The 21,375-nt window shown below is 67.7% G+C and carries 18 protein-coding genes; 14 read left to right on the top strand and 4 right to left on the bottom strand.

Annotated features, from left to right (window positions below):
* Positions 1-80 precede the first annotated feature (80 nt).
* The 7 genes from OD750_RS10595 (at position 81) to OD750_RS10565 (ending at position 8,924) form a co-directional block, all read left to right on the top strand.
* A complete protein-coding gene (locus OD750_RS10595) occupies positions 81-1,259 on the top strand; it encodes a thiolase family protein (RefSeq protein WP_263544682.1) in 1,179 nt (392 codons plus the stop codon).
* 87 nt (positions 1,260-1,346) lie between these two features.
* Positions 1,347-1,802 carry a hypothetical protein gene (locus tag OD750_RS10590; RefSeq protein ID WP_263544681.1) on the top strand — a complete coding sequence of 152 codons (456 nt, stop codon included), beginning with the start codon at positions 1,347-1,349 and terminating at the stop codon, positions 1,800-1,802.
* Between the two features lie 70 nt (positions 1,803-1,872).
* Positions 1,873-2,757 carry an alpha/beta fold hydrolase gene (locus OD750_RS10585; protein ID WP_263544680.1) on the top strand — a complete coding sequence of 295 codons (885 nt, stop codon included), beginning with the start codon at positions 1,873-1,875 and terminating at the stop codon, positions 2,755-2,757.
* A gap of 201 nt (positions 2,758-2,958) precedes the next feature.
* Entirely contained in the window at positions 2,959-3,228 is a 270-nt protein-coding gene (locus OD750_RS10580; protein WP_263544679.1) for an alpha/beta fold hydrolase, read from the top strand.
* A gap of 613 nt (positions 3,229-3,841) precedes the next feature.
* Complete coding sequence (locus tag OD750_RS10575) at positions 3,842-5,536, top strand: molecular chaperone HscC (RefSeq protein WP_263544678.1); 1,695 nt, start codon at positions 3,842-3,844, stop codon at positions 5,534-5,536.
* Between the two features lie 3 nt (positions 5,537-5,539).
* Positions 5,540-7,210 (top strand): hypothetical protein, encoded by a 1,671-nt coding sequence (locus OD750_RS10570; protein ID WP_263544677.1) that lies wholly within the window; start codon positions 5,540-5,542, stop codon positions 7,208-7,210.
* Between the two features lie 106 nt (positions 7,211-7,316).
* On the top strand, positions 7,317-8,924 hold the full coding sequence (locus OD750_RS10565; RefSeq protein ID WP_263544676.1) for a carboxyl transferase domain-containing protein: 1,608 nt from the start codon (positions 7,317-7,319) through the stop codon (positions 8,922-8,924).
* A gap of 346 nt (positions 8,925-9,270) precedes the next feature.
* On the opposite strand, the gene OD750_RS10560 is transcribed toward OD750_RS10565, so the two are convergent.
* Positions 9,271-10,104 (bottom strand): GIY-YIG nuclease family protein, encoded by an 834-nt coding sequence (locus OD750_RS10560; protein WP_263544675.1) that lies wholly within the window; start codon positions 10,102-10,104, stop codon positions 9,271-9,273.
* A gap of 234 nt (positions 10,105-10,338) precedes the next feature.
* Here OD750_RS10560 and OD750_RS10555 point away from each other — a divergent pair, with 234 nt between their 5' ends.
* Both OD750_RS10555 and OD750_RS10550 read left to right on the top strand, forming a co-directional pair.
* The gene (locus OD750_RS10555) at positions 10,339-12,000 is read left to right on the top strand and encodes a DUF1800 domain-containing protein (protein WP_263544674.1); all 1,662 of its coding nucleotides are present in this window, start codon (positions 10,339-10,341) and stop codon (positions 11,998-12,000) included.
* A 9-nt stretch (positions 12,001-12,009) separates the two neighbouring features.
* Complete coding sequence (locus OD750_RS10550; protein ID WP_263544673.1) at positions 12,010-13,488, top strand: DUF1501 domain-containing protein; 1,479 nt, start codon at positions 12,010-12,012, stop codon at positions 13,486-13,488.
* Between the two features lie 53 nt (positions 13,489-13,541).
* Here the strand turns inward: OD750_RS10550 and OD750_RS10545 are convergent, their stop codons facing one another.
* The 3 genes from OD750_RS10545 to OD750_RS10535 are packed head-to-tail and all read right to left on the bottom strand — an operon-like array spanning position 13,542 to position 15,839.
* On the bottom strand, positions 13,542-13,760 hold the full coding sequence (locus OD750_RS10545) for a DUF6587 family protein (RefSeq protein WP_263544672.1): 219 nt from the start codon (positions 13,758-13,760) through the stop codon (positions 13,542-13,544).
* Entirely contained in the window at positions 13,757-15,586 is a 1,830-nt protein-coding gene (feoB, locus tag OD750_RS10540; protein WP_263544671.1) for a ferrous iron transport protein B, read from the bottom strand. The genes OD750_RS10545 and feoB overlap by 4 nt, the downstream gene beginning before the upstream one ends.
* 7 nt (positions 15,587-15,593) lie before the next feature.
* Entirely contained in the window at positions 15,594-15,839 is a 246-nt protein-coding gene (locus tag OD750_RS10535) for a FeoA family protein (RefSeq protein WP_263544808.1), read from the bottom strand.
* A gap of 584 nt (positions 15,840-16,423) precedes the next feature.
* On the opposite strand from OD750_RS10535, the gene OD750_RS10530 reads away from it, so the two are divergent.
* The 5 genes from OD750_RS10530 to OD750_RS10510 all read left to right on the top strand — a co-directional run bounded on the left by OD750_RS10530 (position 16,424) and on the right by OD750_RS10510 (position 21,277).
* Positions 16,424-17,218, top strand: a complete 795-nt coding sequence (locus tag OD750_RS10530; protein WP_263544670.1) for an enoyl-CoA hydratase-related protein — start codon at positions 16,424-16,426, stop codon at positions 17,216-17,218.
* A 1-nt stretch (position 17,219) separates the two neighbouring features.
* Positions 17,220-17,612, top strand: a complete 393-nt coding sequence (locus OD750_RS10525) for a VOC family protein (RefSeq protein ID WP_263544669.1) — start codon at positions 17,220-17,222, stop codon at positions 17,610-17,612.
* A gap of 97 nt (positions 17,613-17,709) precedes the next feature.
* Positions 17,710-19,716, top strand: a complete 2,007-nt coding sequence (locus OD750_RS10520; RefSeq protein WP_263544668.1) for an acetyl-CoA carboxylase biotin carboxylase subunit — start codon at positions 17,710-17,712, stop codon at positions 19,714-19,716.
* Positions 19,716-20,384: a hypothetical protein gene (locus OD750_RS10515; protein WP_263544667.1), complete on the top strand. Its 669-nt coding sequence runs from the start codon at positions 19,716-19,718 to the stop codon at positions 20,382-20,384. The genes OD750_RS10520 and OD750_RS10515 overlap by 1 nt, the downstream gene beginning before the upstream one ends.
* Complete coding sequence (locus OD750_RS10510; RefSeq protein WP_263544666.1) at positions 20,381-21,277, top strand: hydroxymethylglutaryl-CoA lyase; 897 nt, start codon at positions 20,381-20,383, stop codon at positions 21,275-21,277. The genes OD750_RS10515 and OD750_RS10510 overlap by 4 nt, the downstream gene beginning before the upstream one ends.
* Positions 21,278-21,375: the final 98 nt, after the last annotated feature.

Raw genomic sequence — 21,375 nt, 5'->3', positions numbered from 1 at the left:
GCAACAAGCCGCGCATAATCCGGAGGCTTTGCGCCGCGTGCGGCGCATCCTTTCAGCCATCCAAACACGCGGAGAAATCCATGTCCGATATCGTCATCGTCGGCGCCAAGCGCACAGCGATCGGTTCCTTCCTCGGCCAGTTCACCGGCGTGCCCACGCCGACGCTCGGCGCCGCCGCGATCAAGGCCGCGCTGGAACACGCGGGCGTCGCCGCGACCGACGTCGGCGAAGTGATCATGGGCTGCGTGCTGCCCGGCAATCTCGGCCAGGCGCCGGCCCGCCAGGCGGCGCTCGGCGCCGGCCTGCCGCCGGCGGCGGGCTGCACCACGATCAACAAGGTGTGCGGTTCGGGCATGAAGGCCATCATGCAGGCGCACGACGCGATCAAGGCCGGTTCGGCGAGCATCGTCGTGGCCGGCGGCATGGAGTCGATGACGAACGCGCCGCACATGATTCCGAATTCGCGCACGGGCAATCGCTACGGCGGTTTCGAGGCGGTCGACCACATGGCGTGGGACGGCCTGACCAATCCGTACGACGGCAAGGCGATGGGCGTGTTCGGCGAGCAGTGCGCCGACAAGTATGCGTTCACGCGCGAAGACCAGGACGCCTATGCGTCCGAGTCGGTGCGCCGCGCGCTGGCCGCGCAGGCCTCCGGCGCGTTCGGCAGCGAAATCGTTCCGGTGAAGGTCGCCACGCGCAAGGGCGAAGTGGAATACGCCACGGATGAACAACCGGGCAAATGCGACATCGGCAAGATTCCGACGTTGAAGCCCGCGTTCAAGAAGGACAACGGCACGATCACGGCGGCGAGCTCGTCGAGCATTTCCGACGGCGCGGCGGCGACCGTGCTGATGAGCGCCGACGAAGCGGCCAAGCGCGGCCTCGCGCCGCTCGCGCGCATCGCCGCGCACGCCACGCATTCGCAGGAGCCGCAATGGTTCACGACCGCGCCGGTCGGCGCGATCGAAAAGGTGCTCGCGAAGGCCGGCTGGAGCGTCGGCGACGTCGACCTGTTCGAGGTGAACGAAGCGTTCGCCGTGGTCGCGATGGCGCCGATCAAGGAACTGGGCATCCCGCACGAGAAGCTCAACGTCAACGGCGGCGCCTGCGCGCTGGGCCACCCGATCGGCGCGAGCGGCGCGCGGCTCGTCGTGACGCTGATCCACGCGCTGAAGAATCGCGGCGGCAAGCGCGGCGTCGCGTCGCTGTGCATCGGCGGCGGCGAAGCCACCGCGATCGCGATCGAACTTCTGTAACGCGCGCTTGCCGGTCGAAGCGGACCGTTCAATACTCGGCGTTGTCTTCAACGAAGGAGCGAAGCCATGCAAGCTAGCCGTATCGTCATGAGCATTGCGTTGGTCGCGGCCCTGGCCGCGTGCAGTGAGCAGGGTCAGCAGAACGCGCAGCAGAAGATCGACGAAGCCGCGAAGGCGACCGCGCAGAAGGCCGAGGAAGCGAAGAAGGCCGTCGCCGACGCCGCGCAGAAGACCGGCGAGGCCGTGCAGGATGCCGCGAAGAAGACCGGCGAGACGGTCAACGCCGCGGTCGACACGATCGGGGAAAAGTCGCTGACCGCGGGCGACCACATTCGCAACGCGACGAACGAGGCCGGTACCGCGATCAAGGACGGCGCGCACGACGTGAAGGAAGGCGCCAAGGACGCGTGGGAAGCGGCGAAGGCCGCGGGCCGCGAAGTCAAGGAAGGCGCGAAAGAGGTCGGCCACGAAATCAAGGAAACCGCGGTCGAGGCGAAAGACGCCGCGAAGGACGCGGTGAAGAAGGACGGCGACAAGCACTGAAGTCGCCCGTCGCGCGCTCGCGGCCGGCGCTGTCGGCCGCGAGCGCGCGGCACGCGGCTATGATCGCCGCATGAACACGATCTCCCTGCCCGACTGGCGTGCCGGCGGCCATTATTTCTCGCACGAAGGCCGCACGATTTTCTTCCGCGACGACGGCCCGCGCGACGCGCCGGCGCTGCTGCTGATTCACGGATTTCCGACGGCTTCGTGGGACTGGGCAGTCTTGTGGGCGGCACTCGCGTCGCGCTTCCGCACGATCGGTCTCGACATGCTCGGCTTCGGCTGGTCGGCGAAACCACGCGACCACGACTATCGCATCGCCGATCAGGCGGACCTGCAGGAAGCGCTGCTGCGCAGACTCGACATCGACGCGTGCGACGTTCTGGCGCACGACTACGGCGACACCGTGGCGCAGGAACTGCTCGCGCGCCGTGTCGAGGCGCGCGATGCGCGTCCCGCGATCCGCAGCGCCTGCTTCCTCAACGGCGGACTGTTTCCGGAAACGCACCGCGCCGCGTTCGTGCAGAAGCTGCTGGCGTCTCCGGCCGGCGGGCTGGTCGCGCGTCTGACCGGGCGGCGCGCGCTGGCGCGCAACCTGCGGCGCATCTTCGGACCCGGCACGCCGCCGGACGCCGAGCATCTCGACGGTTTCTGGACACTCATCGATCACGACGGCGGTCGCGCCGTGCTGCCGCGGCTCATCCGCTACGTCGAAGAACGCAGAACGCATCGCGAGCGTTGGGTCGGTGCGCTGCGCAACACGCGCACGCCGCTGAAGCTGATCTGCGGCGCGAGCGACCCCATTTCCGGCGCGCACATGGCACAGCGCTATCACGAACTCGTACCGGCCGCGGACGTCACGCTGCTGGAGGGCATCGGCCACTACCCGCAGGTCGAAGCACCGATCGACGTCGAACGGGCGTACCTGCGGTTTCGCGATCGCGTCGGCGGCTAGCGAGGCCACGTTTCGGGACAGCCTGCGCAGGTTTCGGGACAGCCTGCGAATTTGGGGACAGCCAGAAAACGTCAAGCCCTCCCCAGGCAACCTCTCTTCCAAACCGGAACGTATGTTCGCGTGTGCGTTCTGGCCGCGACTTCGGGATAGTCGACTTCGGACGGTTTCTGGACACTCATCGATCACGACGGCGGTCGCGCCGTGCTGCCGCGGCTCATCCGCTACGTCGAAGAACGCAGAACGCATCGCGAGCGCTGGGTCGGCGCGCTGCGCGACACGCGCACGCCGCTGAAGCTGATCTGCGGCGCGAGCGACCCCATTTCCGGCGCGCACATGGCACAGCGCTATCACGAACTCGTACCGGCCGCGGACGTCACGCTGCTGGAGGGCATCGGCCACTACCCGCAGGTCGAAGCGCCGATCGACGTCGAACGGGCGTACCTGCGGTTTCGCGATCGCGTCGGCGGCTAGCGAGGCCAGGTTTCGGGACAGCCTGCGAATTTGGGGACAGCCAGAAAACGTCAAGCCCTCCCCAGGCAACCCCTCTTCCAAACCGGCACGTATGTTCGAGTGTGCGTTCTGGCCGCGACTTCGGGACAGTCGACTTCGGGACAGTCACGATTCTTCTGCTCACGGCTTCGAAACAGCCAGGATTTGCCGCCCGTATTTCCAGCGCTTCCGGGACACACAGGAACTTCCGGGGTGTAATTCTTCGATCCATTCGCACCCAGCTGGAGCGCGCGACATGCGCGACGGCTTGCGGCGGCCCCGACTGCCCGACAGAGCGGAGGTCCTGAGCTATCTCGAAAGTCGAGAAACATGACCGTCTTCCATTGCGCCAGTGATCTTCGAGAATCGTGACTGTCCCGGATTGCGCCAGTGATCTTCGAGAATCGTGACTGTCCCGGATTGCGCCAGTGACCTTCGAGAAACGTGACTGTCCCGAATCTCGCCGGTGATCTCCGAGAAACGTGACTGTCCGGAATCTCGACCGCCCCCGCCCAACCACCGACACCTCCGTCGCCAAGGATCAGCCGGAACATTAAGATCGACGGCTTCGACCGTCCGGCTCAGGGGCCCGTACATGATTGTCGGCATTGATCTCGGCACCACGCATTCGCTGATCGGCGTCTGGACCGCCGACGGTGCGCGGCTCGTGCCGAACGCGCTCGGCGAGGTGCTGACGCCGTCCGTCGTCGGCGTCGGCGTCGACGGCAACCTCCTCGTCGGTCGCGCGGCGTTCGAACGTCTCGCCGCCCAACCCGCCCGCACGGCCTCGACGTTCAAACGCTACATGGGCAGCGCGCGCGAAACGCGACTCGGCGATCGCGCCTTCAGGCCCGAGGAACTCTCGGCGCTCGTGCTGCGCGCGCTCGTCGCCGACGCCGAGGCGCACACCGGCGAGAAAGCGACGGAAGCCGTCATCAGCGTGCCCGCCTATTTCAGCGACGCGCAGCGCAAGGCCACGCGCAACGCCGGAGAAATCGCGGGGATCCGCGTCGAACGTCTGATCAACGAACCGACCGCCGCGGCGCTCGCCTACGGCCTGCAGGCGCAGAACGCGGAATCGAAGTTCCTCGTCTTCGATCTCGGCGGCGGCACGTTCGACGTGTCGATACTCGAAACCTTCGCCGGCGTCATGGAAGTGCACGCGAGCGCCGGCGACAACTTCCTCGGCGGCGAAGATTTCGTCGATCTGCTGGTCAAGACCGCGCTCGACGACCTTCACGTCGCACCGCCGCCGGCACCGGCCGACGCGGCCGCGCTGCGCGCGCGCATCGAGCGCGTCAAATGCCAGCTGACGAATCAGGCGTCGCTTGCCGTGCCGCTGACGATCTCCGGAAAAGAATACGAGTGGAACATTACAGAAGCGCGCTTCGAATCGCTCGCGGCACCGCTGCTCGCGCGCATGCGCGCACCCGTCGAGCGCGCGCTGCGCGATTCGCGCACGCGGCCCGACGAGCTGCTGCAGATCGTGCTGGTCGGCGGCGCGTCGCGCATGCCGATGATCGGCCGCATGGTCGCGCGCATGTTCGGCCGGCTGCCGCTGCGGCATATCAATCCGGATCAGACGGTCGCGCTCGGCGCCTGCGTCATGGCCGGCATGAAAGCCCGCCACGAGGCGTTCAGCGAAGTCGTGATGACCGACGTGTGTCCGTACACGCTCGGCGTGGAAACCTCGCGCGTCGACGAGAACCAGCGTCAGCACGACGGCCTTTTCTCGCCGTTGATCGAACGCAACACCGTGATTCCGGCCAGCCGCGTGTCGCGCTACAACCCGCTGCGCGATTTCCAGCCCGTGCTCAAGCTGCGCGTGTTCCAGGGCGAATCGCCGCGCGTGGCGAACAACGTGTTTCTCGGCGAACTCGAAGTGCCGCTGCCGCGCCGCACGTCGGCGGAAAATCCGGTCGACGTGCGCTTTACCTACGACGTCAACGGCCTGCTCGACGTCGAGGCGCACGTCGTCGCCACCGGCGCCATGCACCAGCTCGTGATCGAACAGAACCCCGGCCTCATGACGCCCGACGAGATCCGCGCGCGACTCGCCGCGCTCGCCGAGCTCAAGGTGCATCCGCGCGAACATCAGGCCAATCTCGCGGTGCTCGCGCGCGCCGAACGGCTGTACGAAGAGAACGTCGGCCCGCTGCGCCAGGCGTTGACCGAGCACATTCATGCGTTCAACGCGGAACTCGCCACGCAGGAACCGCAACGCATCGAACGCGCGCGCAAGCGCTTCGCCGAGTTTCTCGACCATGTCGAAAGCCAGTCGGCGTTCTGACCCGTGAACGCCGATCCGTGGGAGCTGATGGCGTTGCCGCGCGGCGCGCCCGCGCGCGACGTGAAGCGCCGCTACGCGCAGTTGCTCAAGCTCAATCGCCCCGATGAAAATCCCGGCGGTTTTCAAATGCTGCGCTGGGCCTACGAAATCTGCCTCGCGCATGCCGGGCCGGCGTCCGACTCGACGCCCGACGATGCGCGACAACCGGCGTTCGCGGCCGAAACCGCGGTCGCATCCGTCGTGGCGGTCCAATCGCCACCGCAGCCCGCCGGCGCGATCGAACCGCCGACCGACGACACGCCGCCAAGCGACACCGGCACGCGTCCGAGCAGCATGCCTCCGCCTGTCGCGGCGTCGGTCTCCGCGCACGAATGGCTCGGGCTCGACCGGCTCGAGGCGCTGCGCAGCCCCGTCGCGGTCGTCGACGAACTGCTCGCCGCGGCCGACCCGGCGCGCGTCGACGGCGAAGCGTTCGGCGCGTGGTTCGCGCGCTGCCCGGAGCTGTCGAACTTCGCCGCGCGCGAAGCGATCGAGCGCGAACTGCTCGGCCGGCTCGCCGCGAGCGACACGCAGCTGAGCTACGAGGCATTTTCCGCCTTGGACCACAGCTACGGCTGGAGCCAGATCGGCTTCGAGCGACGGCTGCTCGCCGGCGGCATGTCGCCGGCGCTCGTTCAGCGCGTCGTCGCCGCGCTCGATCATTGCCTGATCGACGCGCAGTTCGCCCGCCATCTCGCCGAGCGGGACGCCCTGTTCAACCGCACGCCGGAACGCTGGCACGCCGTGCTCGGCGATGCCGACGGCGAGCGCGCCGAGCTCAGGCGCCTGCACGCGGAGCGCGCGAGTCCGCGATGGCGCCTGCTGCGCGCGCTGCGGCCGAGCGTCGTCAACGTGGTCAATCAGCTGTTCTACGCCTACACCGCGCGCTGCGGCGCGGCGGCGGTCGATCGCCTGTTCGGCGCCGACGCGGTGCGGTTCTGGAATCGCGCGCATCCCGGCACGCCGCCGAACCTGACGCAAATCGGCCTGTCGGCGCTGCGCTGGCTGCTGGGCTTCGCCGCGTTCGGCCTGTTCGCCACGGGCATCATCATGAGCCCGGACGATCCGCATCTCGGCGAAGCGCTGCGCAACCTGTGGCTCGGCGTGTTCGCGAGCGCCCTCGTCGCCGTTGCCGGCGCAACCGCCTGGCGCTGGCTGCGCTTCGTCGGCGTGCCGCGCTACGCGCAATGGCGCGAGACGTTCAAACGCGGCGTCGAATCGTATCTGGAGCCTGCCATCGCGATACCGGTGCTGTCGGTCGGCACCGTCGCCGGCGTCGCCTTCGCGCTCGGCGACAACCCGTATTTCGGACCGGGCAGGCTCGCGCTCGCCGCCCTTGCCGTCATCGGATTCGTACTCGGCGGGCCTGCGGCGGTCAGCAGCGCCATCGCGCTCGTGTTCGGCCGCTACGCGATCGAGAACACGTTCGGCGACGGGACGTTCTACTTCGCCGCAGGCGCCGCGCTGCTGCCGGGATTCGCGTGGCTGTGCGACCGCATCGCCGTGCGCACGACCGGATGGCCGAACGCCGCGAACGGCGCTCGCGAACGGCGCACGTTCTGGCTGCTCGTCGGCACCACCTTCGCCATGCTGGTCGCGTCGCTGATCTGGGGGCCGCACGCCCTGGGCACGTGACGGTGTCGGCCCACGGTCGCGTACCGGCCCGCACAGCGTCATGTCGTTCCCAAACGGCGCCCGCAGTGCGTAACATGCGCGACTTCGCCAAGGCCGGTGCGCGCGCATGAGCATGATCGAAACCAAGATCGACACCCGCAGTCCCGAATTCCAGGCCAATGCGGCGCAGTTGCGCGCCGCGGTCGACGACCTGCAGGCGCAGATGGCGAAGATCGCGCTCGGCGGCGGCGAAAAGGCCCGCGCCAAGCACACCGAGCGCGGCAAGCTGCTGCCGCGCGAGCGTATCCGCGCGCTGCTCGATCCCGGCTCGCCGTTTCTCGAGCTTTCGCCGCTCGCCGCGCACGGCATGTACGACGACCAGGCGCCGTGCGCCGGCGTGATCGCGGGCATCGGCCGCGTCCACGGACAGGAGATCGTCGTCGTCGCGAACGACGCGACGGTCAAGGGCGGCACGTACTTCCCGATGACGGTGAAAAAACACCTGCGCGCTCAAGAGGTCGCGCTCGAGAATCGTCTGCCGTGCGTCTACCTCGTCGACTCGGGCGGCGCGTTCCTGCCGCTGCAGGACGAAGTGTTTCCGGACAAGGAGCACTTCGGCCGCATTTTCTACAACCAGGCTCGCCTGTCGGGCCTGGGCATTCCGCAGATCGCGGTCGTCATGGGCTCGTGCACCGCCGGCGGCGCCTACGTGCCGGCGATGTGCGACGAAACGGTGATCGTCAAGGAACAGGGCACGATCTTCCTCGGCGGCCCGCCGCTGGTGAAGGCGGCGACCGGCGAAGTGGTCGACGCCGAATCGCTCGGCGGCGCCGATGTGCACACGTCGGTTTCCGGCGTGGCCGACCACTTCGCCGAGAACGACGCGCATGCGCTCGCGATCGCGCGCGACATCGTCAAGCACCTCAACCGCAAGAAGACGCTGCCGGTCGCCTTGGCGACGCCCGAGGAGCCTGCGTATCCGGCCGACGATCTCTACGGCATCGTGCCGGCCGACACGCGCCGGCCGTTCGACATCCGCGAGATCATCGCGCGCATCGTCGACGGTTCGCAGTTCCAGGAATTCAAGGCGCGCTACGGTAAAACGCTGGTTTGTGGATTCGCACACATCTACGGTTATCCCGTCGGCATCGTGGCGAACAACGGCATCCTGTTCGCCGAGTCGGCACTCAAGGGCGCGCATTTCATCGAGCTGTGCAACCAGCGCAATATTCCGCTCGTGTTTCTGCAGAACATCACCGGTTTCATGGTGGGCAAGAAATACGAGAACGCGGGCATCGCGAAAGACGGCGCGAAGATGGTGACGGCGGTCGCGTGCTCGCACGTGCCGAAGTTCACCGTGATCACCGGCGGCAGCTTCGGCGCCGGCAACTACGCGATGTGCGGACGCGGCTACCAGCCGCGGTTCCTGTGGATGTGGCCGAACGCGCGCATCAGCGTGATGGGTGGCGAGCAGGCGGCATCGGTGCTCGCGACCGTGCGCCGCGACGGTTTCGAAGCGGCCGGCACCGCCTGGAGCCGCGACGAGGAAGAGGCGTTCAAGGCGCCGATTCGCGCGCAGTACGAAAAGCAGGGCCATCCGTACTACGCGAGTGCGCGGCTGTGGGACGACGGCGTGATCGACCCGAGGGACACGCGACGCGTACTGGGCCTGGCGATTTCCGCGAGCCTGAACGCACCGATCGAACCGCAACGCTACGGCGTCTTCAGAATGTGACGAACCGGCCCGCGCTTCAGCGCGGCTTTGCCGGTTCGTCATCCCGACGCAGGTCGGGATCCAAGACAAATACTGCGCGCGCAGCGCGGCGCTCTACGAACCGGCTTGCGCTCCAGCGCGGCTTTGCCGGTTCATCATCCCGACGCAGGTCGGGATCCAAGACAAATACTGCGCGCGCAGCGCGGCGCTGTACGAACCGGCCCGCGCTTCAGCGCGGCTTTGCCGGTTCGTCATCCCGACGCAGGTCGGGATCCAAGACAAATACTGCGCGCGCAGCGCGGCGCTCTACGCAGTGAACCGAGCTTCAGCGGGGCCTTGTCGCTGCCTCGTCCCCGAACCGCGCGGTTCAGTCCCGGTACCAGCGACGAACGTCCTCGCCGATCCAGCGCTCGGGCGGCAATCCGAGCGCGTCGTACGCATCGAGCGTGTCGCGCAGCGTTCGTGCGAGCGGCGCGACCGCGTCGTGAGACGGCCCGTGCTCGAACGCGCGAATCGCATCGAGCTGGGTCGCGCTCCATGCGTACAGCACGGCGGCACGCTGCTCGAGCGCATGCGCGAGCCAGACGGAGGCCGGGCGATGTATCGGATAGCCGTGCTGTACATGTAGCGACTCGATCGACGCTGCCAGCGGCGCATAGGCACCGCGATACCACTCGGTGTGGCCGGCGGCAAGGCGCGGCACGACGAGCGGCGCCGGCGCGCTGTGCGCGGCGACGGATTCGCCGAGCAGCGTTTCGAGCCGTCGCGCGTCCGCGACGCTATCGGTCTCGATGAGCAACCCCGTGTCGAGATCGAAGAATTCGAACCAGCGCGCGTGCAGCGCCCGGAAACGATCGAGCGGATCGCGCGAGAAGCCGACTTTCAGAATGTCCTCGTATCGGCACGGCATGACGTAGACAAACGCACGTCCGCGGCTGGGACCGACGCCGGGGTCTCTAGGGCGTACGTCTTCGAAGGTTTGGTCGTCGTTCGGGGACATGGCGAGTCTCGGTTCCTTTCTGTCCGGGTTCTTGCTTCTGGCTGTCCCCATCGCCGGTCCCCATTGCCGATTGTCGTCTATCCGGATTACGGCGGATTCCTGTCTGTCCACATTCCAGCGGCATATCTCGATTGTTGTCTGTCCACATTCGGTCGGCGGCGCAGATTGCGTCCACCGATTGCGGGTGTCCGCATTCGTCACGCCAGGTCGCCGTGTACCTCCCCTGGTCGCAGGTTCCTGACTGTCCTCATTGCCGGTCCCCATTGCCGATTTCTGACCACCTCCGTCCGATTCGGACACTCGCGAGCGCGCCCCTCGACCGTTCGCGGGCTCGGCCTCTACCGCTTGGCGGTCGTCTGTCAACGCTGTGCTCGCCGTCACGATTTGGAACGTACAGAAAAGTACAGTCTGCGCAGCCACTAGGGGAATCCAGCCATGTCACTCCGCACTGCCGCGCGCGTGTTGCCGCTCGCCGCTGCCGCGATGTTTGCCGCCGGCGCTCAGGCGCGCGTCTACGATCATCTGTTCCGCGCCGGTTTCCAGAATTTCGCCGATGCGCCGGCGACCGACGCCGAAGCCGCGCGCTTTCTGACCCAGGCGACGTTCGGCCCGACCAAGGCCGATATCGCGCGTGTCCGCTCGCTCGGCATCGGCCAGTGGATCGACCAGCAACTGAGCACGCCTTCGACCGCCGCGCGGCCGTTCATGGAAACCGTCAGCGCCGCGATGACGGCTGCCGGCCAGAACATCGGCCACGGCCAGCGCATCGACCGCTGGTTTCATACCGCGATGGTCGCGCCCGATCAGCTGCGCCAGCGCGCCGCCTACGCCCTGTCGCAGATCTTCGTGATCTCGGACCAGAACGGATCGCTGTCCGGCGAGCCGATCCAGGTGACCGAATACTGGGATCTCCTCGCGCGCAACGCGTTCGGCAACTACCGCACGCTGCTCGACGAGGTGACCTACAACCCGTCGATGGGCAAGTTCCTGTCGCACTTCCGCAACCGCAAGGCGGCGACCGGCCGCGAGCCGGACGAGAACTACGCGCGCGAAGTGATGCAGCTGTTCTCGATCGGCCTCGTCGAACGCAATCTCGACTTCTCGCCGCTGCTGGACGGACAGAACCAGCCGCTGCCGACCTACGACCAGAACGTCATCACGAACTACGCGAAGATCTTCACCGGCTTCGCCTACAACAACGCGACGAACATCAACAACGGCACGAACAACTACCTGCCGATGCGATGCTTCGACAACGAGCACGACCAGACGCTCAAGACCGTGCTCGACGGCATGACCGTGGCGGCCGGCCAGACCTGCGCGGTCGACGTGCAGCAGGGTCTCAACATCATCGCCGCGCACCCGAACGTCGCGCCGTTCATTTCGCGGCAATTGATACAACGCTTCACCACGAGCAATCCGTCGCCGGCGTACATCCAGCGCGTCGCGCAGAAGTTCCAGAACAACGGCGACGGCGAACGCGGCGACCTCGGCGCCGTGATCAAGGCCATCCTCACCGACGCCGAAGCGCGCAACAACGCGCCGCCGGCGAGTTTCGGCAAGCTGCGCGAACCGCTTCTGCGCCTGACCGCCCTGTGGCGCGCCTGGACGTTCCAGATGCCGGCGCCGTCGGTTTACGGCGAGATGAAGATGGGCCTGCCGAACCTCATGACGACGTACGGCCAGCGTCCGCTCGGCGCGAACACGGTGTTCAACTTCTACGAGCCGGACTACCAGCAGCCCGGCCCGATCGAGGACGCCGGCCTGTACTCGCCCGAGTTCCAGATCATCAACGAAAGCTCGACGTACACCATTTCCAACGCGCTGTACGACGTGTCGTTCCGCTACTTCGTCGGCATGACCAATCCGCCTACCGACCGGCCGCTGCTGATCGTCGACGAAGTGTCCGCGCAGCCCAACGCGACGGCGATGGTCGATCTCGTCAACACGCGCATGATGTACGGCAGCATGTCGACCAATATGCGCACGACGCTGATCAACATGCTCAATTTCATGAACGGCGCGACCGCGAGCGAGAAGGCGCGCTCGCTGATCCACATCACCGCCATCTCGCCCGAATTCGCGACGCAGCGCTGAGGAGCCGCCATGAACAACGACAATCACTCGCGCCGCCGTTTTCTCGCCAATCTCTGCACGACGCTCGCCGCCGGCGGCGCCTCGGCGCTCGTGCCGCAGCTCAAGCTGATCGGCTCGGCGCTCGCCGCCCCGACCGGCGACGTCACTGGCTACCGCGCGCTCGTCTGCGTGTATTTTTCCGGCGGCAACGATTCGTGGAACATGCTGATGCCGTACGACGCGACGCGCCACGCCGTGTACGCCACGGCCCGCAGCGGCGTATACAACGCGACGACGAACGCCGGCGGCCTCGCGATCGACCGCACCGCTCTGCAGCCGATGCGCATCGTCGACTCGGCCACGAGCGCCGAATACGCGCTCAATCCGGGCAACGCGAACTACCCCACCGGCATGACCGACCTGCGCAACCTGTACAACCAGGGCAAGGTCGCGTTCATCGCGAACGTCGGCACGCTGCGCCGGCCGATCGACAAGGCCACGTACAACAGCCAGCCCGCGCAGCGCCCGCCGCAGCTGTATTCGCACAACGATCAGGAAAACCTCTGGCATCTCGCGCAGACCGGCAACGTCGCGACCGGCTGGGGCGGCCTCGTCGCCGATCGCGTACGCAACCAGAACGCGTTCGACACGCTGTCGCCGTGCATCTCGATCGCGGGCTCCAACCGCTTCGAAGTCGGCCAGAGCACGTTCCCGTACCAGATGTCGTCGGGCGGCCTGTCGGCGCTGAGCAATGTATACAACAGCCCGAACTCGACCGGCGGCACGTACGGCGCGCAGCGCGGCGGCGCGCTCGACCTCCTGCTCGCCGATACCGGCAACTCGCCGTTCGCGAACGAATACGGCCGCACGTTCAAGCGCGCGCGCGACCTGTACGACACCGTCAACAGCGCGCTGACCGGCCCGACCGGCAACGTCACGACCGTGTTTCCGACCGGCAATTCGCTCGCCGACCAGCTGAAAATGGTCGCGCGCATGATCAAGATCTCGCGCGACACGGCGCTGCCGATCCAGCACAAGCGCCAGGTGTTCTACGTGCGCATCGGCGGCTTCGATCTGCACGACGGCCTCATGGCGACGAACCAGAACGGTCACGCGGCGCTGCTCAATCGCGTGTCGCAGGCGCTCGGCGCGTTCTATACGTCGCTCGGCGAGTTCGGCGCGCAGAACGAAGTGACGACGTTCTCGATGAGCGAGTTCGCGCGCACGTTGAGTTCGAACGGCAACGGCTCGGACCACGCCTGGGGCGGCGTGCAGTTCGTCATGGGCGGCGCGGTCAACGGCGGTCGCCTGTACGGCGCGTTTCCGAATCAGGCGCTGGACAACCCGATCAGCTTCAGCCGCGGCCAGACGATTCCGTCGACGAGCGTCGAGCAGATGGGCGCCACGCTCGCGCGCTGGATGGGCGTGACGAACACGAACGAGCTCGCCGCGATCTTCCCGAACCTGATCAACTTCCCGACGGACAATCTCGGCTTCATGCAGGCCTGACGCGGGGAATCGCGCGGCCGTTGCGAAACGGCCGCGCTTTTCTATGCGAAGGATCAGCGCCGGATCGGCTTGGGCGGCGCGAGCGCGATGGCTTCGGGCCGCGGTTCGACAGGCGCCGCGCATGCGCCGCAGGTCGAGCAGCCGCCGTCGGAACTGCCGCAGGCGCCCGCCTTCGCGCCCGAGCGCGGCCAGTATTTGCGCACCGTATACCAGGCGCTCGCGGCCACCGCGAGGCCGATGACGACGTACTGGATCGCAAGATTCGCGCTCATGTCAGCGCCCTCGCCACCTGATACGTCACGAACGACGCGAGATACGCGAGCGCGAAGAGGTAGCCCGTCGCGATGCCGACGTTGCGCCACGAATTCGTTTCGCGCCGGATGACCGCGAGCGTCGACAGGCACTGCGGCGCGAAGATGTACCACACGAGCAGCGACAGCGCGGTCGCCAGCGTCCACTCGTTGGCGATCAGCGGACCGAGCTGCGCGGCGACGGTGTCGTCGCTGCCGGACATCGCATACACGGTGCCGAGCGCCGCCACCGCCACTTCTCGCGCGGCGAGACCGGGAATCAGCGCGATGCAGATCTGCCAGTTGAAGCCGATCGGCGCGAAGAACACTTCCAGCCAGCGGCCGATGCGTCCGGCGAAGCTGTAGTCGATCGCCGGGCCGGTCGCGCCTTCGGGCGGCGCCGGGAAGCTCGACAGGAACCACAAGAGCACCGTGAGCGCTAGAATGATGCCGCCCACGCGCTTCAGGAACGTCTTGGCGCGCTCCCACAGGCCGAGCGCGACGTCGCGCGCGTTCGGCACGCGGTACGACGGCAGTTCCATCAGCAGCGCATGCTCGCTCTTGTCGCGGCGAAAGCGCTTCATCACGAACGCCACGGCCAGCGCGCTCGCGATGCCCGCGACGTACAGCGCGAACAGCACGATGCCCTGCAGGTTGAACACGCCCAGCACCGTGCGCTGCGGAATGAACGCGGCGATGAGCAGCGTATACACCGGCAGGCGCGCCGAGCACGTCATCAGCGGCGCGACGAAGATCGTCGTCAGGCGGTCGCGCGGATCGGGAATGCTGCGCGTGGCCATGATGCCGGGAATCGCGCACGCGAAGCTCGACAGCAGCGGAATGAACGCGCGGCCGGTCAGGCCCACCTTGAACATCAAGCGGTCGAGCAGGAACGCCGCGCGCGGCAGGTAGCCCGATTCTTCGAGTACCAGAATAAACAAGAACAGAATGAGAATCTGCGGCAGGAACACGAGCACCGAGCCCAGGCCCGCGAAGATGCCGTCGGCGAGCAGGCTCTTGATCGGCCCGTCGGGCAGCGCGCCGGTGACCCACGCGCCGAGCGACGCGATGCCGGTTTCGATCATTTCCATCAGCGGCTCGGCCCACGAGAACACGCTCTGGAAGATGAAGAACATCAGTACGGCGAGGATGGCGAGGCCCCACACCGGATGCAGCACGACGCGGTCGAGCGCGTCGTCGATCGCCGCGGTGCGCGCCGGCATCGAGATCGTGGCGGCCAGCAAGCGCCGCACTTCGGCATGCAGATCGTCGATGTCGCGCAATTCCGGCGGCGGCGCGGCAACCTCGCGATCGACGCGTTCGACCAGCGCCGCGCCGCCGCCGCGTTTGACCGCGACCGTTTCGACGACCGGAATGCCGAGCTCGCGTTCGAGCGCGGCCACGTCGACGCGAATGCCGCGGCGCGCGGCCGCGTCCATCATGTTGAGCGCCATCACCATTGGCCGGCCGAGCTTGCGCACTTCGAGCACGAAGCGCAGGTGCAGGCGCAGGTTCGTCGCGTCGGCGACGCATACGAGCAGATCGGGCGGCACCTCCCCGGGATAGCGGCCCAGACAGATGTCGCGCGTGATCGCCTCGTCGGGGCTGGTGGCGTCGAGACTGTAGGCGCCCGGCAGGTCGGCGATGTCGACGATGCGGCCCGATGGCGCTGTGTAGCGGCCTTCCTTGCGCTCGACCGTGACGCCCGCGTAGTTCGCGACCTTCTGCCGGCTGCCGGTCAGGAGGTTGAACAGAGCGGTCTTGCCGCAGTTGGGATTGCCGACGAGGGCGATGCGCAGGGACGACATGGAATTCTCAACAGGCTTCGGAAACATCGACGTGCACGCGCGCCGCCTCGCTGCGGCGCAGCGCGAAACGCGTAAAACCGATCTGGACCAGCAGCGGATCGGCGCCGATCGGCCCGCTCGCGACGAGCTTGACCGGCTCGCCCGCGACGAAGCCGAGATCGCTCAGCCGACGCGCGATCGGATCGGACGGATTCGTGGCTTCGACATGCGCGACGATGGCGTTGGCTCCCGGCGACAGTTCGGACAACCGCACGTTCGACATGGCCTAAATAGGAATGGTTCTCGATTGTACCCGCAAACGCGCGCGTCCGGGGCCATGACGAGTTGCCTATGCGGCAAGTTGCCGCGGCGAACGGCGTGACGACGTCGCTACAACACCGTGCGGTGCGGCGAATGCGGGACTTCGGACCTGCGGGTGTGTCTGGAAAACGCCGGGTGAATCCTGGGTGTCCTGGAATCCTGGGTGTCCTGGAATCCTGGGTGTCCTGGAATCCTGGGCTGTCCCGAAATCCTGGGCTGTCCCGAAATCCTGGGCTGTCCCGAAATCCTGGCTGTCCCGAAATCCTGGCTGTCCCGAAATCCTGGCTGTCCCGAAATCCTGGCTGTCCCGAAATCCTGGCTGTCCCGAAATCCTGGCTGTCCCGAAATCCTGGCTGTCCCGAAATCCTGGCTGTCCCGAAATCCTGGCTGTCCCGAAATCCTGGCTGCCCCGAAATCCTGGCTGTCCCGAAATCCTGGCTGTCCCGAATCCCGGAACGCCCGTTCGCCGCGACATGTCCACCGAAGACACGCCCTTCCCCGCTATCATCGGCAGTCCCCTGAATGCGAGAGCCGTCCATGTCCGAAGCCGTCGCCGTCAGCCGTCGCGGTTCCGTCTGCGAAATCCTTCTGAACCGCGCCTCGGTGCACAACGCGTTCGACGAGCATCTGATCGCCGAGCTGACCGGCGCGTTGCGCGCAGCCGACGCAGACCCCGCCGTACGCGCCGTCGTGCTGACCGGCGCCGGCGCATCGTTCTCGGCCGGCGCCGACCTCAACTGGATGCGTTCGATGGCCGCCGCGAGCGAGGCCGACAATCGCGCCGATTCGCTCAAGCTCGCGCAGTTGATGAGTGTCCTCAATTTTCTCGGCAAGCCGACCATCGCGCGCGTCAACGGCGCGGCGTACGGCGGCGGCGTCGGCCTCATCGCATGCTGCGACGTCGCCATCGGCGTCGAGTCGGCGAAGTTCTCGCTGTCGGAGGTGAAGCTCGGGCTCGTGCCGGCCGTGATTTCACCGTATGTGATCGCCGCGATCGGCGCGCGCGCGGCGCGACGCCTGTTCATCACCGGCGAGGTGTTCGACGCAACCGAGGCGCGCCGCATCGGCCTCCTGCATGAAGCCGTCGCACCGGCCGCGCTCGACGAAGCGGTCGACCGCTGCCTGCACTGGCTCGGCAAGGGCGGACCGGTCGCGCAGGGCGAAGCCAAGCGACTGGCGCTGCGCATGGCCGGCATGACGTCCGAATCGCAGGCCGCGGTCGACGCCGACAACGCGGCGCTGATCGCGCGGCTGCGCGTATCGGCCGAAGGCCAGCACGGCCTTTCGGCTTTTCTCGACAAGCGGGCGCCCGACTGGGCGAAGGAGTCCTGAGATGTTGGATCACGTCGGTTTCAAGGTTTCCGATATCGCGGTCAGCCGCGCGTTCTACGACGCCGCGCTCGCGCCGCTCGGCTACGGCCTCGTCATGGAAGTGACGCCCGAAATGACGGGCGACGGCTCCACGCACCTCGGCTACGGCGTCGGCGGCAAGCCGGACTTCTGGATCGGCACCGGCGGCCCGGCGACCAGGCACGGCCTGCACGTGGCGATCGTCGCGCCGAACCGCGCCTCGGTCGATGCGTTCCACCAGGCCGCGCTCGCAGCCGGCGGCAAGGACAACGGCGCGCCGGGCCTGCGCGAGCACTACCACCCGACCTACTACGGCGCGTTCGTGATCGATCCGGACGGCCACAATCTCGAAGCCGTGTCGCACCGCCCCGAGTAGGCGTCGGCGCAAACGACGTACCGCAGCGAACGCCGGCCGCCAGCCGCTACCATCGCAAGCCACCATGCCCACGACAGGAACGCGACCGATGCAGGGAATGTTCACGAAGGTCCTGATTGCCAACCGCGGCGAGATCGCGTGCCGCGTGATCCGCACGTGCCGGCGCCTCGGCATCCGCACGGTCGCGGTGTACTCCGAGGCCGACGCCACCGCGCAGCACGTGCGTCTCGCCGACGAGGCGTATCCGATCGGCGGACCGCGTCCGGCCGACTCCTACCTGCGCGGCGACGCGATTCTCGAAGCGGCGAAACGCAGCGGCGCGCAGGCGATCCACCCCGGCTACGGGTTTCTGTCGGAGAACGCCGACTTCGCCGACGCCGTCGAAGCCGCCGGCATCGCGTTCATCGGCCCGTCGGCCGCGTCGATGCGCAAGATGGGTTCGAAGGCCGGCGCGAAAAACCTGATGCACGCGCACGGCGTGCCGGTCGTGCCGGGCTATACCGGCGAAGACCAGGATCCCGCGCTGCTCGCGCGCGAGGCCGAGCGCATCGGCTTTCCGCTGATGATCAAGGCCGCATACGGCGGCGGCGGCAAGGGCATGCGCATCGTGCGCGCCGCGGGCGAGTTCGCGGCGAACCTCGAATCGTGCCAGCGCGAGGCGAAGAACGCGTTCGGCCGCGACCGCGTGCTGCTCGAGCGCTACGTCGAAAAGCCGCGCCACATCGAGTTCCAGATCTTCGGCGACCGGCACGGCAACATCGTGCATCTGAACGAGCGCGAGTGCTCGGCGCAGCGCCGCTACCAGAAGGTGCTCGAAGAATCGCCCTCGCCGTTCGTCACGCCCGAGCTGCGCGCGCGCATGGGCGAGGCGGCCGTCGCCGCGGGCCGCGCGATCGACTACGCGAACGCCGGCACGGTCGAGTTCATCGTGGGACAAGGCGGCGATTTCTACTTCATGGAAATCAATACGCGCCTGCAGGTCGAGCATCCGGTCACCGAGATGACGCTGAATCTCGATCTCGTCGAACTGCAGCTGCGCGTCGCCGCCGGCGAGCCGCTGCCCGGCTCGATCGTGCGCAACAAGTCGGTGCCGGCGGACGGCCACGCGATCGAGCTGCGCCTGTACGCCGAGGATCCGTCGCAGAACTTCCTGCCGGGTTCCGGCAAGCTCGCGACGCTGCGCCTGCCCGAGCCGTCGCGCCACGTGCGCATCGACGGCGGCGTGATCGAAGGCGACGCGGTGACGATCTTCTACGACCCGATGATCGCCAAGATCATCGTCTGGGACCGCACGCGCGCCGACGCGCTGCAGCGCATGCGCGAAGCGCTCGCGGCCACCGAAATTGCCGGCCCGAAATCGAACGTCGAATTCCTCGAGCGTCTCGTGCGCCATCCGGCCGTCACCGGCGGCACGATCGACACCGGCTATCTCGATCGCCATCTCGACGAATTCCTGCCGCAGGCTGCCGCCGCCGATCCGGCACTGCTCGCCGCGGCGGCCGTCGCCGTGATGATCGACGAGGAAAGCGCCGCGCCGGCGCTGGCCGCGACCGGCACCGATCCGCATTCGCCGTGGAGCCGCGCCGACGGCTGGCGCCTGGGCCATCCCGGCAAGCGCGTGGTCGCGCTCGTGCACGCGGGCACGCGCGTCGAAATCGCCGCGCACGGCGCCGACGGCCGCTACGCCGTCGATGTCGACGGCCGGCGCATCGAAGTGAACAATGCCAAACTGTCGCACGGCCGGCTCGCCGCCGAAATCGACGGCGTGTCGCGCCGCTACGCCGCGAACGTCGACGTGCGCCACGTACTCGTGCATGACGGCGACGCGCGCCACGCGTTCGAGCGCGCGCAGGCGTTCGCGTACGCGGCCACGAGCACCGGCGGCGGCGATCGCGTCGGCGCGCCGATGCCGGGTCGCATCGTGCTCGTCAAATGCGCCGCCGGCGACGCGGTAACCGAAGGCCAGGAGCTGGCGATCATGGAAGCGATGAAAATGGAGATCACGCTGCGCGCGCCGCGCGACGGCACGATCGCCGCGGTGCAGGTGCAGGCCGGCGAATTCGTCGAAGCCGATGCGGTGCTGATCCGCCTGGAGCCCAAATGATGATCCGAACCTTGCGTACCCTCGCCTGCGCGCTCGCTTGCGCGTTCGCGCTCGCCGGCTGCAACGAGACGCGCTTCGAGGCGCCGCTCGGCGACAACATCGAAACCTGCGACGTGCAGTGGAAAGGACTGTGGACGCCGGCCGACGAAAAGCCCGGCGAAGGCCCCGGCGCCGAGCACGCGAACGCGTTCTTCGTCGACCACGAATGCCGCTTCAGCGTGCTCGACCAGCCCGAGCGCGGCGCGCCGCTCAAGCAGATCCACGTGCCGCTGAACTTCGTGCACGACGGCGGCAACCACTATCTCGTGGTTTCCGACGCGCAGCTGAAGGGCCTCGTGAAGCTCGATCCGCCGCACGCCGTCGCGCCGGTGCCCGAGAAGTCGTTCTTCTACGCGCGCTATCGCACGCACGGCAGCCGCATCGACCTGTACGACGTCGACGCCGAGCGCGTCGCCAAGCTCATCCTCGACGCGAAACTCGACGGCACGATCGACAAGACCGCGACCGAGCTGCACGTCTACGTGCGCGGCAACCGCCAGGCGATGCTCGACATGGTGCGCCGCCACGCGATCTTCGCCGACAAGCCGGTGACGCTCGTGCGCAGCGACCTGTCGGTCGAGGCGTACGAGAAGGCGCTGCTCGAGCGCCAGCGCGCGGGTGCGCGATGAGCGCGTATCCCGCATCGGTGCGCATCGTCGAGGTCGGTCCGCGCGACGGCCTGCAGAACGAGAAGACGATCGTTCCGGCCGCGACGAAGATCGAACTGATCGACCGCCTGTCGCGCACGGGTCTGCAGACCATCGAAGCGACGAGTTTCGTCAGCCCCAGGTGGGTGCCGCAGCTCGCCGACGCGGCCGAGGTCTACGCCGGCATCGACAGGCAACCCGGCATCGCCTATCCCGTGCTCGTGCCGAACCTGCAGGGCTACGAGCGTGCGATCGCGGTCGGCGTGCGCGAAGTCGCCGTGTTCGCGGCGGCGTCCGAAGCGTTCAGCCGCAAGAACATCAACGCGACGATCGACGAATCGCTCGACCGTTTCGCGCCGGTGCTCGAACGCGCGCGGGCCGACGGCGTCAAGGTGCGCGGCTACGTCTCGACCGTGCTCGGCTGCCCGTATCAGGGCGACGTGCCGCTCGCCGACGTGGTGCGCGTCGCGCGGCGCCTGCACGACGCCGGCTGCTACGAGATCTCGCTCGGCGACACCATCGGCATCGGCACGCCGACGAAGGCGCGTGCGATGCTCGCGGCCGTCGGCGAGGCCGTGCCGATGAGCGCGCTCGCGATCCACTTCCACGACACGCGCGGCCAGGCGCTCGCGAACATCCTCGCGTGCCTCGAACTCGGCGTCGCGGTCGTCGACGCCGCGGTGTCGGGCGCGGGCGGCTGCCCGTACGCGAACGGCGCGACCGGCAACGTCGCGAGCGAGGACGTCGTCTACATGCTCGAAGGCATGGGCGTCGCGACCGGCGTGGACCTGCCGCGCCTGGTCGAGACCGGCAACTGGCTCAGCGCGCGGCTCGGCCGCGAAACGAGCAGCAAGGTCGGCCGCGCCGCCGCGTAACAAGCGCGCTTTTTGCACTTTCCGCAACGCCTGTGCCGCGCGCGAACGACGTGCGGTGGCGAATCCGCACGCGGCGCTTGCCCGACCCGACCGCGATG

Source organism: Tahibacter soli, from assembly GCF_025717065.2.
Taxonomy (GTDB): Bacteria; Pseudomonadota; Gammaproteobacteria; order Xanthomonadales; family Rhodanobacteraceae; genus Tahibacter; species Tahibacter soli.
Note: the sequence above shows the minus strand (reverse complement) of the source record. Positions and strands in the feature narration are given on the sequence as shown.

Coding starts and splice junctions, on each gene's coding strand:
- OD750_RS10515 (WP_263544667.1), top strand. CDS start 19,716: ATGATCCGAACCTTGCGTACCCTCGCCTGCGCGCTCGCTTGCGCGTTC.
- OD750_RS10530 (WP_263544670.1), top strand. CDS start 16,424: ATGTCCGAAGCCGTCGCCGTCAGCCGTCGCGGTTCCGTCTGCGAAATC.
- OD750_RS10555 (WP_263544674.1), top strand. CDS start 10,339: ATGTCACTCCGCACTGCCGCGCGCGTGTTGCCGCTCGCCGCTGCCGCG.
- OD750_RS10585 (WP_263544680.1), top strand. CDS start 1,873: ATGAACACGATCTCCCTGCCCGACTGGCGTGCCGGCGGCCATTATTTC.
- OD750_RS10550 (WP_263544673.1), top strand. CDS start 12,010: ATGAACAACGACAATCACTCGCGCCGCCGTTTTCTCGCCAATCTCTGC.
- OD750_RS10595 (WP_263544682.1), top strand. CDS start 81: ATGTCCGATATCGTCATCGTCGGCGCCAAGCGCACAGCGATCGGTTCC.
- OD750_RS10525 (WP_263544669.1), top strand. CDS start 17,220: ATGTTGGATCACGTCGGTTTCAAGGTTTCCGATATCGCGGTCAGCCGC.
- OD750_RS10565 (WP_263544676.1), top strand. CDS start 7,317: ATGAGCATGATCGAAACCAAGATCGACACCCGCAGTCCCGAATTCCAG.
- OD750_RS10575 (WP_263544678.1), top strand. CDS start 3,842: ATGATTGTCGGCATTGATCTCGGCACCACGCATTCGCTGATCGGCGTC.
- OD750_RS10510 (WP_263544666.1), top strand. CDS start 20,381: ATGAGCGCGTATCCCGCATCGGTGCGCATCGTCGAGGTCGGTCCGCGC.
- feoB (WP_263544671.1), bottom strand. CDS start 15,586: ATGTCGTCCCTGCGCATCGCCCTCGTCGGCAATCCCAACTGCGGCAAG.
- OD750_RS10520 (WP_263544668.1), top strand. CDS start 17,710: ATGTTCACGAAGGTCCTGATTGCCAACCGCGGCGAGATCGCGTGCCGC.
- OD750_RS10545 (WP_263544672.1), bottom strand. CDS start 13,760: ATGAGCGCGAATCTTGCGATCCAGTACGTCGTCATCGGCCTCGCGGTG.
- OD750_RS10590 (WP_263544681.1), top strand. CDS start 1,347: ATGAGCATTGCGTTGGTCGCGGCCCTGGCCGCGTGCAGTGAGCAGGGT.